The sequence below is a fragment of the Actinomycetospora sp. CA-101289 genome (assembly GCF_050955895.1).
Lineage (GTDB): Bacteria > Actinomycetota > Actinomycetes > Mycobacteriales > Pseudonocardiaceae > Actinomycetospora.
Genome location: NZ_CP192093.1, coordinates 2113955 through 2127573, shown reverse-complemented (window position 1 = coordinate 2127573; position 13619 = coordinate 2113955). Strand labels below are relative to the sequence as shown.

Sequence of the window (13619 nt, the reverse complement as noted above, 5' to 3'; positions counted from 1 at the left end):
AGGACCTACCGTGACGCTGCACCCCGCGGTGCTCGAACGTCCGGTGGCCGGAGCCTTCACGGGCGTGCTGCTGGACATGGACGGCACGCTGGTGGACTCCGACGCCGCCGTCGAGCGCTCCTGGCGCTCCTGGGCCGGCCGCTGGGGCGCCGACCCGGACGCGGTGCTCGCCGTCATGACCGGGCACCCCGCCGACGCCACGGTCCGCCGGGTCCGCCCCGACCTCGACGAGACCACGATCGCCGCCGCCGCCCGCGACCACCTCGAGCACGAGTACACCGACCTCGCGGACGTCGTCGCCGCACCCGGGGCGCGCGAGCTCATCGCGCACCTCGAGGCCACGTTCACGCCCTGGGCCGTCGTCACCAGCGCCGACACCCGTCTCGCCCGCGCCCGGCTCGCGGCCGCGGGCCTGGAGTTCCCCGTGCTCGTGCCGCGCGACATGGTCGCCGCGGGCAAGCCGGACCCCGAGGGCTACCTCACCGCCGCCGACCTGCTCGGCGTCCGACCGGCCGACTGCCTCGTCGTCGAGGACTCGGCCGTCGGGGTCGCCGCCGGCCGGGCTGCGGGCGCGACCGTTGCCGGCCTGCGCGGCGTCGAGGCCGACGTCGCCATCGGCTCCCTGCACGACGTCGTGGACCTGATCGCCCAGGAGGTGACCGCGTGACCGCCACCGAGACGTCCACCGCGCTCGCGGAGCAGCGCCCCAGCCGTCGATCCCGCGTCCCCGTCGGCGTCAGCCTCGCCGCGCTCGCCCTCGGCGGGCTCGCGATCGGCACCACCGAGTTCGCCAGCATGGGCGTGCTGCCCGGCTTCGCCTCCGATCTCGGCGTCTCGGTGCCCACCGCCGGCATCGCGATCAGCGCCTACGCGCTCGGCGTGGTCGTGGGCGCCCCGCTGATCACGCTCGTCGGGGCCCGCTGGCCGCGCAAGCAGATGGTGCTCGTGCTGGCCGTCGCCCTCGTCGTCTTCAACGCCCTGTCGGCCGTGGCGCCGTCGTTCGTGCCCTTCGTGGGCCTGCGCTTCCTGTCGGGCCTGCCGCACGGGGCGTACTTCGGGGCGGCCGCCGTCCTCGGGTCCGCGCTGGTGCCCCCGGCGAAGCGGGCGCGGGCGCTGGCGACCGTGATGCTCGGGCTGACGATCGCCAACATCGTCGGCGTGCCCGCGGCCACCTGGCTGGGCGAGACGTTCGGCTGGCGCAGCGCCTACTGGGCCGTGACGCTCGTCGCGCTGGTCACGGTGCTCGCGGTCGTCACCCTCGTGCCGAACGCCCGCGAGGCCGGCGGCGGCAGCATCCGTGGCGAGCTCACCGCCCTCTACCGCCCGCAGGTGTGGCTGACCCTCGGCGTCATCGCCGCCGGCTTCGGCGGCCTGTTCGCGGTGTACAGCTACATCAACCCGATCCTCACCAACCAGGCCGGCGTCTCGCCCACGACCGTCCCGCTGATGCTCGGCGCCCTCGGCGTCGGCATGACGATCGGCAACGTCGCGGGCGGACGCTTCGCCGAGCGCGCGCCGCGGCTGACCATCGCGCTCGCGCTGGTGGCCTACGCCGGCGTGCTCGTGGCGTTCGTCTTCGCCGCGCACGACGCGATCGCCGCGTCGGTCGGGCTCTTCGCGCTCGGGTTCGTGGGCCTGTCGGCCGGGCCGGCGCTGATGGGGCGGCTCATCGACTTCGCCGCCGAGGGCCCGTCGCTGGCCGCCGCCAGCTTCCACTCGGCGTTCAACGTGGCCAACGCGGTGGGCGCCGCGCTCGGCGGGGTCGTGCTCGCCTCGGGCCTGGGCTACGACGCCCCGGCCGCCGTGGGCGCCGCGCTGCCGCTGCTGGGGCTCGGGATCCTCGCGGTGTCGGTGGGCATGGAGCGCCGGGCCGCGCGCGCCTGACCCCGGCGGCCGGCGTCAGGCCCGGCCGGTGAGCTCCGCGACCACGTCGTCGACCGGCACCTCGCGCCGCACGCCCGAGGCCCGGTCGGTGACCTCGACGACCCCGTTCGCCAGGCCCCGCCCCACCGTGAGCGTGGTCGGCATGCCCAGCAGCTCGGCGTCGGCGAACTTCACGCCGGGCGAGGCCTTGCGGTCGTCGAGCAGCACCTCGAGACCCTCGGCGGCGAGGCCGTCGGCGATCGCCCCGGCCGCCTCGGCCTGGGCCGGGTCCTTGCCGGCGATGACGAGGTGCACCGCGTACGGCGCGACCTCCGCCGGCCACACCAGGCCCTTGGAGTCGGCGTGCTGCTCGGCGATCGCCGCGACGGCGCGGGTGACGCCGACGCCGTAGGACCCCATCGTGATCGTGGTCGGCTTGCCGTCCGCGCCCTGCACGGACAGCCCGAGCGCCTCGGCGTACTTGCGGCCGAGCTGGAAGATGTGGCCCATCTCGATGCCGCGCGCGGCGACCAGCGGGCCGCCGCCGTCGGGCGAGGGGTCGCCCTCGCGGACCTCGGCGGCCTCGATGGTGCCGTCGGGGGTGAAGTCGCGGCCGGCGACGAGGTCGACGACGTGGCGGCCGTGCTCGTCGGCGCCGGTGACCCAGGCGGTGCCGGTGACGACGCGGGGGTCGACGAGGTAGCGCACGCCGTTCTTCGCGAGCCCGACCGGCCCGATGTAGCCCTTGGTGAGGTAGGGGTTCGCGGCGAAGTCGGCGTCCTCGAGCAGCGCGACCTCGGCGGGCGACACGGCGGCCTCGAGGCGCTTCATGTCCACCTCGCGGTCGCCCGGCACGCCGACGCCGAGCAGCGTCCACTCCGAGGTCCCGGGCAGGCGCGTCTTGACCATGACGTTCTTCAGGGTGTCCGCGGCGGTGAACTCGCGGCCCAGGCCGAGACCGTTGACGTGGGCGACGAGCGTGTCGATGGTCGGCGTGTCCGGGGTGTCGTACACGACCGCCTCGGGCTTGTCGGTGATCGACTGCTCCGGCGGCGCGGGCGTGGTGACGGCCTCGACGTTGGCGGCGTAGCCCGTCGCCGGGGCCCGCACGTAGGTGTCCTCACCGGCCTCGCACGGGGCGAGGAACTCCTCCGACGCCGAGCCGCCCATCGCCCCGGACATGGCGGACACGATCTGCACGTCGAGCCCCAGGCGGGCGAAGATGCGCAGGTAGGCCTCGCGGTGCGCGTCGTAGGACGCCTGCAGCCCCTCGTCGGACAGGTCGAACGAGTACGAGTCCTTCATCGTGAACTCGCGCCCGCGCAGGATGCCCGCGCGCGGGCGCTCCTCGTCGCGGTACTTGGTCTGGACCTGGTAGAGCGTCACCGGGAAGTCGCGGTAGGAGCTGGTCTCCCCCTTGACCATGAGGGTGAACATCTCCTCGTGCGTGGGCCCGAGCAGGTAGTCGGCCTTCTTGCGGTCCTTGAGACGGAAGAGCGCGTCGCCGTACTCGGTCCAGCGGCCGGTCGCCTCGTAGGGCTCCTTCGGCAGCAGCGCGGGGAAGTGCACCTCCTGGCCGCCGATGGCGTCCATCTCCTCGCGGATGACCGTCTCGATGCGGGCGAGCACCTTCATCCCCAGCGGTAGCCACGAGTAGATGCCGGGCGCCACGCGGCGGACGTAGCCGGCGCGCGCGAGCAGCTTGTGACTGACCACCTCGGCGTCGGCCGGGTCCTCGCGCAGCGTGCGCAGGAACAATCCCGACATGCGCGTGACGCCTCGTGCCATGGACCGAGCGTAACGACGCGGCGGAAGCCGGTTGCCCGCGGACTGCCGCCTTCGTCGACCGCAGCGAACGGGCGGTTCGCTGCCTCTGTGCGCGCGGAGTCCGCGTTCGCGCGGGCGGCCAGGGGGTGATCGCTCCGGGTGCTCCGTCGGACCCGCTCAACGGGCTCCCCGGAGCAGCGGGAGCGATCATGCTCAGCGCAGGAGCACGACGTCCGGGGACGGCGCGGCGGCGAGCACCTCGCGCGGGGCGGGGCCGCCGGGCGGGAGGACGACGCCGCGCAGCACCGGCGCCGACACCGCGTCGCCCGGCACGGCGACGAGGGCGACCTCGGCGGGCACGGCCGGCCCCGCCGCGATTGCGGGGACGACGAGGAGCTTCTGGGGCAGGCCGGCGTCGCGCACGAGCCCGGCAAGACGATCGCTCGTCCTGGCGATCTCCTCGGGCGGCAGGGGCCCGGGGGCGTCGAGGGCGAGGCCCACGTCGGGCTCGCGCAGCAGCCGCTCCCAGGGGTCGATCGCCTCGCCGACGCCGGTGGGACCGGTCGCCACGGCGAGCAGCAGCACCTGGCGGTGGGCGCGGGTCACCGCGAGGCGCTGCCAGGCGGCGCCCGCGTCGGCGACGGCGTCGTGCACCGGCAGCTCGAGGGCCGGCAGGACCCCGCGGTCGGTGGTGGTGAACGGGGTGGCCGTCGCGTCGAGGCGGTCGGCGGTCTCCTCGGGCGTCGCGACGGGGTCGACGCGCATCACGACGACCCGCTGCCCCGGGGCGATGGTCGTCCCCCCGCGGGGCAGCTCAGGACGCGGCGCGTCGGGGGCGGGGGCGGCGGCCGCGACGACCGGGGTCGACGCCGGGACGGGGTCGGGGGCGACGGCGCCACCCAGTGCGGTGACCAGCGAGAGCGCCAGCGCCACGAGGCGCGGCAGGATCCACACCGCGGCCACGGCGAGCAGGGCCACCAGGAACACCGACAGGACCCGGCGGCGCCGGCGCTTGCGGTCCGCCGCGGCGGCCTCGCGGGCGGCGGCCTCGCGCGCCGCGGCGTCCCGCGCCAGCGCGGGCGGGACGGTCTCGGCGCCGGGCAGCGTGCTCACCCGGTCCTGGTCGTCGACCACGGGCTCGTGGGCGAGCGGGATCAGGGTCGTGTCGTCGGACCCGGCCCGCTCTTCCTGCTCGCGGCGCTCGCGTTCCTCGCGCTCGCGGCGAGCCTGCTCCTGGCGCGCGGCGACCCGGCGCTCCTGCTCCGCGCGCTGGCGTTCCCGGCGCTCGCGGTCCTCGCGCTGCTGCTCCTCGCGCTCCCGCTGGAGGCGGTCGACGCGCTCGCGCTCGGCCTGCTCGGCGCGCTCGCGCTCCTCGCGCTCGGTCTGTTCGGCGCGCTCACGCTCGGCCTGCTCGGCGCGTTCCCGCTCGGCCTGCTCGGCCCGTTCCCGCTCGGCCTGCTCCGCGCGCTCGCGCTCCGCCTGCTCCGCACGCTCCCGCTCCGCCTGCTCCGCACGTTCCCGTTCGGCCTGCCCCGCCCGCTCCCGCTCACTGCGCTCACTGCGCTCCCGCTCCGCACGCTCCGCCTGCTCGCGCTCCGCGTGCTCCTGCGCCGCCCGCTCGCGGTCCCGGCGCGCCGTGTCCCCCGCGTCGTCGGCGTCCTCGGGATCCGTGCGCGGTCCGGGCGCGACGGTCACCTCGTCCGGCCCGCCCCAGACGTCGGTGCCGGCCCCGGCGTCGTCGCGACGCCACCACCGGGTGCCAGCCACCACGAGGCCACCTCCCCTCCCGCCGCCGAGGCGTCACACGGCCTCCCACGGCGCGCGGGCTCACGGTAGGTGGGCGCCGGGCGAGATCCGGCGTGCCGCGCCCCGACACGCGGAAGGTCCTGGCCGAAACACCAGCACCACCCGCACCACCCGCCCCAGGGTCAGGCCAGCCCGAGCACCGCCAGCGCCGTGCGCGCGGCGACGCCGCCCTCGTCCTCGGCGACCGCGAGGGCGCCGGGGACGTCGAGGTCGTCGAGCAGGCGCGCGAGCACGGCGTCCGCGCCCGCGTCCGCTCCCCCGGGACGCGCGGCCGCGCCGTAGAGGCGCTCGAGGCGGGCGGCGGCCTGGTCGAGGGCGCCGGGCACGACGTCCCAGGCGCGGGCCCAGGGCCGGTCGAGCAGCAGCAGGCGCACGGCGGCGGCCGGGTGGTTCTCGAGCAGCTCGCCGACGAGCAGCAGGTTGCCCGCCGACTTCGCCATCTTCTGCCCGTCGATGCGCACCGTCCCGACGTGCAGCCGGGCGCGGGCGAACGGGCGCACCTGCGTGACGGCCTCGACCATGGCGGCCTGGTGGGTGTGGTGCGGGTGGCGCAGGTCGGCGCCGCCGATGTGCAGGTCCACCGCCGGCCCGAGCACCGTGAGCGCCATCGCGGCGCACTCCGCGTGCCAGCCCGGGCGCCCGTCACCCCACGGGCTCGGCCAGGCCGCCTCCCCCGGCGTCGCGGGCCGCCAGACCAGGGCGTCGTCGGGGTCGTCGGCGTCCGGCCAGGGGGCCTCGGACGACGTCTCGTCGGGGTCGGCGGGCACCGGCGGGGCCGCGACCTGCCCGGCGCGGAAGAGCACCGCCCCGTCGCGCTCATAGGCCGCGCCCCGCTCGAGCAGCGCGGCGGCGAGGGCGACGACGCCGTCGACGTGGTTGTGGGCGCGCGGTTCGTGGGTCGGCGCGCGCACCCCGAGGGCGGCCATGTCGTGGTCGAAGCGGAACTGGCCGACCGCGGCGAAGCTGTCGAACCGCGCCCCGGCCCGCTCGGCGGCGGCGTCGAGGACGTCGTCGACGTCGGTGACGTTGCGGCAGCTGACGAGCTCGACCCCGACGCGGCGCAGCACCCGCGACGCGACGTCGGCCCACACGAACGTCGCCGCGTGGCCGAGGTGGGTGGTGTCGTAGGGCGTGATGCCGCAGACGTAGGCCCGCCCGCGCCCGACGAGCGGCAGCGGGGCGCCGGCGAGGCGCAGGGTGGCGCTCACGGGCGCCGCCGTCCCGAGCGACCGGCGCGGCGCCACTGCACCATGCGCCCGAGCCCCGGGATCGCGAGCAGCAGCACCCCGGCGATCGCCGCGAACAGCAGCCAGATGCCCAGCGGCAGCGTCCCCTCCATGCCGAGGAACTGCACGCGGGCGGGGTCGAGGTTCTGCAGGATGAACACGAGCAGGAACACCAGGACGACCGCGCCGAGGATCAGCCCGATCCAGGCGCCGCCCACCTTGGTGCGTCCCGGCGACACCCGTGCCCGCGGGCGGGAGGCGGCCGCGCCGTCGGGGACGGTGACCGGCTCGGAGGGCGGGGTGCGCGCCGCCCGGACCGCGTCGGGGCGGACCGCCGCCGTCCCCGGCGTCGTGGGCCCGTCGGCGGGCGACGGGGCGCCGTACTGCTCGCTCATGGTGGTCATCCTCGCGCGTCGCGGGCTGCAGCGTGAGTCCCGGCCGGTCACGCCATGCCGGGACTCAGCGCGCCACCGCGACCGTGACGCCCCGCCCGCGCTGCTTGGGCGTCACGAGCACCCCCTCGCCCACCTCGCGGGCCGCCAGCACGGCGGCGGCCTCGGCGACGCTGCCCGTGCCGGTCAGGCGGCGCACGACGGCCGAGGGGTGCGGGACGTCGACGGCGTCGAGCACCGCGGCGGGGTAGGTCCGCAGAGCTCGGCCCGCGGCGAGGGCGAGCACCGCCGGCTCGGCCGCACGCCGGTCGATGGTGGCCACGACGTCGAACCCGGCGAGCCCGAGCGCGTCGACGGCCTCGCGCAGGTGCGCGAGCGGGGTGCCCGGCTCGATCCCGACGCCGAGGACCAGCATCTACGGGGTGGTCAGGGCGTCGAGGACGTCGCCGACGTGGTCCTGGATCGAGAGGTGCCCGACGCCGGGCAGGCGGTGGATCCGGGCGGTCCCCGGCGGCAGGCGCGACGCGATGTCCTCCGCGTGGTGCATCGGCACCATCCCGTCGTCCTCCCCCTGGAAGATCTCGACGGGCGTGGCGACCGCCGACCACTGGAGGTGCCACGGGCCCGCCCAGAGGCGGTACTCGTCCATCACGCCCGCGGGGCCCTGGCGCAGCGCCTCGACGAAGAAGGTCATCTCCTCGCCGGCGGGGCGGCGGGCGAGGAACTCCCGGTCCGGCGCCGAGAGCTCGGACGAGACCTGGTCGACCGCGGACGAGGGCGCGAGCTGCGTCGCCCACTTCTGGAACCGCAGCAGCAGCGCCTCGCGGTGGGGGTGCTCCTCGACGAGCCGGACCGCGTCGAGGTCCGACGGCGCGAGCCCCTCCTTCGCGCCGGGCCGGTCGTCGATCGGGCCGGCGCCGGCCATCAGCGCGGTCCCGGTGATCCGCGTCCCGCACCCGGCGGCGCAGGAGAGGGCGAAGGGCCCGCCGGCGGAGTAGCCGACCGTCGCGAAGCGGTCGACGCCGAGCACGTCGGCCAGCGCGAGCACCTCGCCCGCGTAGCCCGCGATCGTCCGGTCCGGCAGCGGGTCGGAGCCACCGATGCCGCCGCGGTCGGGGCAGATCACGCGCAGGCCGCGCTCGCGCGCCGGGGCGTCGGTGAACTCCTTGCCCAGCCGGCTGTCGGGCGTGCCGTGGAAGAGGAACACCGGGGCACCGTCGGGGTCGCCGTGCTCGGTGAGGGCGACGGTGCGGCCCTCGACGGTGACGTGGCGATCGGTGACGTGGCGATCTGTCACGAGGCCCTCCGATCCGTGACGTGGCTCGCGACGTGGCGCAGCCATCGTGCGACACCGCCGGGCCGGCCGGCGGGGTGGGTGTGCAGGTAGGACGCGTGGACGCCGCCGGCGACGAACCCCTCGGGCTCCGCGCCGTCCCAGCGCCACGCGGCGTCGGCGCCGGCGCGCGGGACGGCGACCGTGCGGTGGAACTCGTGGCCCGTGACCGTCTCGCCGGCCGCGGCGAACGGGGAGTCCGCGCAGGCGGTGGCGGTGCGGTAGCCCAGCGACAGCCGCGGTCCCATCGCGGCGTCGGCGTCGAGCACCCCGCACATCGGGGCGCCGTCCAGCGAGCGCGACAGGTAGAGCAGCCCGCCGCACTCGGCGTGCACGGGCGCGCCGGACGCGGCGAAGGCCCGCACGGCCGCGCGCAGCGGGGCGTTCGCGCTGAGGGCCTCGGCGTGCTCCTCGGGGAACCCGCCGGGCAGGACGAGGCCCGCGGTGCCCGTCGGGAGCGCCTCGTCGCGCACGGGGTCGACGGTGACGACGCGCGCCCCGCCGGCGGCGAGCAGCTCGGCGTGCTCGGGGTAGCCGAACGTGAACGCCGACCCGCCCGCGACCGCGACGACCGGCTCGCCGGTCACGGGCGCGCCGATCTCCGCGGCGGGGTCCCAGGCGGTCGCGGGCGTCGGCGGGGCCGAGCGGGCGAGCGCCGCGACGGCGTCGAGGTCGACGTGCTCGGTGACCAGCGCGGCCATGGCGTCGACGGCGGCGCGCGCCGCGCCCCCGTGCTCGGCGGCGGTGACGAGGCCCAGGTGCCGCGAGGGCACCGCCAGCTCCGCGCGGCGCGGCAGCACGCCGAGCACCGGCAGGCCGACCTCGGCGCACGCCGCGCGCAGGACCTCTTCGTGGCGGTTCGTCCCGACCCGGTTGAGGATCACCCCGCCCAGGCGCAGGCGGGGGTCGAAGTCCCGGAAGCCGGCCAGCAGCGCGGCGACCGAGCGGGACTGGCCGCGGGCGTCGACGACGAGCACCACCGGCGCGTCGAGCATGCGGGCGACGTGCGCGGTGGAGCCGTCGCTGTCGGGGTCGGTGCCGCTACGCCCGTCGAACAGCCCCATGACGCCCTCGACCACGGCCAGCTCCGCGCCGCGGGCGCCGTGCACGACGAGCCCGGGCAGCGTCGCGGGGTCGACGAGGACGGGGTCGAGGTTGCGGCCGGGACGCCCGGCGGCCAGCGCGTGGTAGCCGGGGTCGACGTAGTCGGGGCCGACCTTGAACGGCGCGACCGCGGTGCCCCGGGCGGCGAGGGCGCCGAGCAGGCCCGTGGTCACGGTGGTCTTGCCGCTGCCCGAGGAGGGCGCGGCGATCACCACACGAGCCGGGAGGATCACCACTCGATGCCCTTCTGCCCCTTCTGCCCCGCGTCCATCGGGTGCTTGATCTTGGTCATCTCCGTGACGAGGTCCGCCGCGTCGACCAGCGCCTCCGGGGCGTCCCGGCCGGTGACCACGACGTGCTGGTGGCCCGGCCGGTCACGCAGCACCGCGACCACCTCGTCGACGTCGACCCAGCCCCACTTCAGCGGGTAGGTGAACTCGTCGAGCACGTAGAAGTCGTGCGCCGACGCCTCGAGCCGGCGCCGGATCTCCGCCCAGCCCTCCCGCGCGGCCGCCGCGTGGTCCTCCTCGGACCCCTGCTTGCGCGACCACGACCAGCCCTCGCCCATCTTGTGCCACTCGACCGGCCCGCCCTGGCCGGTGTCGCGGTGGACGTCGCCGAGGGCGCGCAGCGCGGTCTCCTCGCCCACCCGCCACTTCGCCGACTTCACGAACTGGAACACGGCGATCGACGATCCGGCGGTCCACTGGCGCAGCGCCAGCCCGAACGCGGCGGTCGACTTGCCCTTGTTGACGCCGGTGTGCACGACGAGCAGCGGCCGGCGCCGGCGCTGGCGCGTCGTCAGCCCGTCCTGCGGCACCGTCGCGGGGACCCCCTGCGGCACTGGTCTGCTCCTTCCGTATGTGAGCGATCTTTGGGCCCATAGGCCCAAAGATCGCTCACGAGGCGCGGAACTGCTCCACGACGCCGGCCACCGACTCGCCGGTCAGGTCGTCGAGGGTGACAACGGTGCCGCCGGCCGTGCCGGCCACGCGACCGGCGAGCCCGAGGCGCACGGGCCCCGACTCGCAGTCGACGACGACCGTGCTCATGCTCGCGCCCCGCCCGGCCGCGCCCGCGTCGCGCGCGAGCCCCCGGGCCGCGTCGAGCGCCGCGTCGAGCCCACCGGACGCCGTCGCCCGCCCGTCGGTGAGCACCACGAGCAGCCCGCGGCGGCGCGGGTCGCGGGTGCGCTCGGTGCGCAGGACCGCCCGCGCCGTGCGCAGGCCGTCCGCGAGCGGGGTGCGCCCGCCGGTGCGCAGGTCGTGCAGGCGGGCGTGGGCGGCGTGCACCGAGGTGGTCGGCGGCAGGGCCACGGTCGCCGAGGTCCCGCGGAACGTCACCACGCCCACGCGGTCCCGGCGCTGGTAGGCGTCGCGCAGCAGCGCCGCGACGGCCCCGGTCACCGCGCTCATCCGCTTCCGCGCGGCCATGGACCCCGACGCGTCGACGCAGAACAGCACGAGGTTGCCCTCGCGGCCCTCGCGCACCGCGTGGCGCAGGTCGGCGCGCTCGACCTGGCGCCCGGCACCCCGTCCCACCGCGGCGAGCACGGTGGCGGGCACGTGCAGCGTCAGTGTCTCCTGGGCCTCGCGGGCCTCGGGCACCGTCCGCACGGTGCGGCCCTGGCGTCCGCGGGCCCGCGAGCGGCGGCCGGGCGCGCCCTCGCCGGTGCCGCGGACCTCGAACCGCCGCGCCCGCAGCCGCGTGGACGCCGGCGCGCCGACCGGTACCCCGGCGGGCTCGGGGTCCTCGCGGGTGGGGCTCGAGGAGTCGCCGTCGCCGTTCGAGGGCGGCGGGGGTGGCGGCGCCGGCGGCGCGTCGCCCGCCGGGGGTGGGGCGCCGCCGCCACCGCCGGGGCCGCCGCCGTCGGGTCCGGGATCGTCGGGGCCGCCGTCGTCCGGTCCCTCGCCGTCAGGACCGCCCTCCGGCGGCTCGGGCGGCTCCGGCTCCTCGGCCGCCGCCTCGTCCGCCCGCTCCATGGCCTGGTCGAGCTCGTCGTCGCCGAGGTGCGGCTCGTCGAACGGGTCGCGGCGGCGCCGGTGAGGCAGGGCGAGGCGGGCGGCGGCGCGCACGTCGTCGGCGTCCACCGCGTCCGCCCCGCGCCACGCGGCGTGCGCGACGGCGGTGCGGGCGAGGACGACGTCGGCGCGCATCCCGTCGACCTGCACCTCGGCGCACAGCGCGGAGATGCGGACGAGCTCGGCGTCGGGCAGCGCCACCGCCGCCAGCCGGGCGCGGGCGTCGACGAGGCGGGCGCGCAGGGCGTCCTCGTCGGCGGCGAACCGGGCGGCGAACCCCCCGGGGTCGGCGTCGTGGGCCAGGCGGCGCCGCACGACCTCGGTGCGCAGGGCGACGTCGCGCGAGGCGGCGACGTGCACGGTGAGCCCGAAGCGGTCGAGCAGCTGGGGCCGCAGCTCGCCCTCCTCCGGGTTCATCGTGCCGACCAGCAGGAACGCCGCGGGGTGGGTCAGCGAGACGCCGTCGCGCTCGACGTGGGCGCGGCCCGTGGCGGCGGCGTCGAGGAGGAGGTCGACGAGGTGGTCGTGGAGCAGGTTGACCTCGTCGACGTAGAGCACGCCCCGGTGCGCGGCCGCGAGCAGCCCGGGACGCACGGCGGTGCGGCCGTGGGCGAGGACCTCCTCGAGGTCCAGCGACCCGGTGACCCGGTCCTCCGAGGCACCGACCGGCAGCTCCACGAGCCGCACCGGGCGCCGCTCGCGAGGCGCGCCGGCGGGGAACGGTCCGTCGGGGCTGTGCTCGCCGGCGTCGACGTCGGCCGAGAAGCGGTCACCGGCGACGACCTCGACCGGCGGCAGCAGCGTGGCCAGCGCCCGCACGATCGTCGTCTTCGCCGTGCCCTTCTCCCCGCGCACCAGCACCCCGCCGATGCCCGGGTCGACCGCGGTGAGCATGAGGGCCAGACGCAGGTCCTCGTGGCCGACCACGGCCGAGAACGGGAAGGGCAACGGGGGTCCTCAGGGGCGTCGGAGCGGGGTCGGCCGACCCTAACCCACGACATCTGAGCGATCGCTGAGATGAAGGTGACCACGGCGCGGGACCCGGACCGGGGGCATGTGGTCCGGGTCCCGCCACCGTCTCGCCGGACCGGCCTGCCCGCCGGTCCGCACGTCCATGTGCGTGATCTTCTGAGCTATGGCTCAGAAGATCACTCACGTGAGGTGAGCCGCCAGCACGTCGCTCACCGCGGCGATGCGCACGTAGTAGCCGGGGCGGCCGGCGCGGGCGCAGCCGTCGCCGAACGACGTCACCCCGATCAGCTTCCCGGCGGCCACCAGCGGGCCGCCCGAGTCGCCCTGGCACGAGTCGACGCCGCCGCTGTCGAAGCCCGCGCAGGTCAGGCGGCGGGCGTCGAAGGTCTGGTCGCCCGCGCGGCAGTAGTCGTCGCCGCGCATCGGCACGGTCGCGGTGAGCAGGAAGCGCGAGGGCGCCGCGGTCTCCGCCGTCGCGCCCCAGCCGTAGACCTGGGCCGCGCGCCCGTCGGCGTAGAGCGCCTCGTCGCCCGGCCGGGCCAGCGGCAGCGGCGTGCGGGTGCTCGGCGTCGCGAGCGTCAGCACCGCGAGGTCGGTGCCCCGCCCGACGCCCTCGAACTCGGGGCTGACCCACGCCGAGGCCACCGCCGAGGTCTCCCCCGCGGTCGACTGCTTGTCGTCGCGTCCGGCCACCACCTTGACCTGCGGCGCGGTCGTCGTCGCCATGCAGTGCGCCGCGGTGACGACCTTGGTCGGCGTGACGAGGGTGCCGCCGCAGAACTGGAAGCCGGCGGCGTCGGTGAGGAACACCGCCCAGGGGTGCTCGTCGGTCGACGTGCGCGCCCCGCCGACGACGCGGACGCCGGCGTCGACGACCAGGCCCGATGTCGTGTCGGCGTCCGTCCCGGGGTCGTCGTCGGGCGTCGTGGCCTCGGTCGCCCAGGCACCCGCCGCTCCGGCCAGCGTGAGCAGCAGCGCCACCCCGGCGAGCACGAGGGTCCGTACGAGCACCGTCAGCCCGCCGCGCACGCCGTTCGTCATCCGCCCCGCCCCTCCGCCGTTCTGGACCGTTCGGCGCTCTGTTGAGGACCGTTCGGCCCAGCGGTCGTTCGCCGGGAGAGACGACAGCAGTCGC

12 protein-coding genes are annotated in these 13619 nt (G+C 77.0%); 2 read left to right on the top strand and 10 right to left on the bottom strand.

Going from position 1 to position 13619, the window contains the following annotated elements:
- The first annotated feature begins 10 nt into the window (after window positions 1–10).
- Both ACQPX6_RS10565 and ACQPX6_RS10560 read left to right on the top strand, forming a co-directional pair.
- Complete coding sequence (locus ACQPX6_RS10565) at window positions 11–667, top strand: HAD-IA family hydrolase (protein WP_433787251.1); 657 nt, start codon at window positions 11–13, stop codon at window positions 665–667.
- Window positions 664–1884: an MFS transporter gene (locus ACQPX6_RS10560; protein ID WP_433787250.1), complete on the top strand. Its 1221-nt coding sequence runs from the start codon at window positions 664–666 to the stop codon at window positions 1882–1884. The genes ACQPX6_RS10565 and ACQPX6_RS10560 overlap by 4 nt, the downstream gene beginning before the upstream one ends.
- A 15-nt stretch (window positions 1885–1899) precedes the next feature.
- Here the strand turns inward: ACQPX6_RS10560 and ACQPX6_RS10555 are convergent, their stop codons facing one another.
- From ACQPX6_RS10555 to ACQPX6_RS10510, 10 genes are all read right to left on the bottom strand, one after another.
- Window positions 1900–3651 (bottom strand): proline--tRNA ligase, encoded by a 1752-nt coding sequence (locus ACQPX6_RS10555; protein ID WP_433787249.1) that lies wholly within the window; start codon window positions 3649–3651, stop codon window positions 1900–1902.
- 192 nt (window positions 3652–3843) lie between these two features.
- Entirely contained in the window at window positions 3844–5397 is a 1554-nt protein-coding gene (locus tag ACQPX6_RS10550) for a hypothetical protein (RefSeq protein ID WP_433787248.1), read from the bottom strand.
- A gap of 161 nt (window positions 5398–5558) precedes the next feature.
- A complete protein-coding gene (locus ACQPX6_RS10545; RefSeq protein WP_433787247.1) occupies window positions 5559–6644 on the bottom strand; it encodes a cysteine--tRNA ligase in 1086 nt (361 codons plus the stop codon).
- Window positions 6641–7057 carry a lipopolysaccharide assembly protein LapA domain-containing protein gene (locus tag ACQPX6_RS10540; protein ID WP_433787246.1) on the bottom strand — a complete coding sequence of 139 codons (417 nt, stop codon included), beginning with the start codon at window positions 7055–7057 and terminating at the stop codon, window positions 6641–6643. Before ACQPX6_RS10540 ends, ACQPX6_RS10545 begins: the two co-directional genes overlap by 4 nt.
- Window positions 7058–7121: 64 nt before the next feature.
- A complete protein-coding gene (locus ACQPX6_RS10535) occupies window positions 7122–7469 on the bottom strand; it encodes a cobalamin biosynthesis protein (RefSeq protein ID WP_433787245.1) in 348 nt (115 codons plus the stop codon).
- Window positions 7470–8351: an alpha/beta fold hydrolase gene (locus tag ACQPX6_RS10530; protein ID WP_433787244.1), complete on the bottom strand. Its 882-nt coding sequence runs from the start codon at window positions 8349–8351 to the stop codon at window positions 7470–7472.
- Window positions 8348–9706 (bottom strand): cobyrinate a,c-diamide synthase, encoded by a 1359-nt coding sequence (locus tag ACQPX6_RS10525; protein ID WP_433787243.1) that lies wholly within the window; start codon window positions 9704–9706, stop codon window positions 8348–8350. The genes ACQPX6_RS10530 and ACQPX6_RS10525 overlap by 4 nt, the downstream gene beginning before the upstream one ends.
- Window positions 9707–9720: 14 nt before the next feature.
- Window positions 9721–10335, bottom strand: a complete 615-nt coding sequence (cobO, locus tag ACQPX6_RS10520) for a cob(I)yrinic acid a,c-diamide adenosyltransferase (RefSeq protein ID WP_433787242.1) — start codon at window positions 10333–10335, stop codon at window positions 9721–9723.
- A 55-nt stretch (window positions 10336–10390) separates the two neighbouring features.
- A complete protein-coding gene (locus ACQPX6_RS10515) occupies window positions 10391–12406 on the bottom strand; it encodes a VWA domain-containing protein (RefSeq protein WP_433788244.1) in 2016 nt (671 codons plus the stop codon).
- Window positions 12407–12664: 258 nt separating this feature from the next.
- Window positions 12665–13525, bottom strand: coding sequence for a S1 family peptidase (locus ACQPX6_RS10510; protein WP_433787241.1), 861 nt, complete (start codon window positions 13523–13525; stop codon window positions 12665–12667).
- Window positions 13526–13619: the final 94 nt, after the last annotated feature.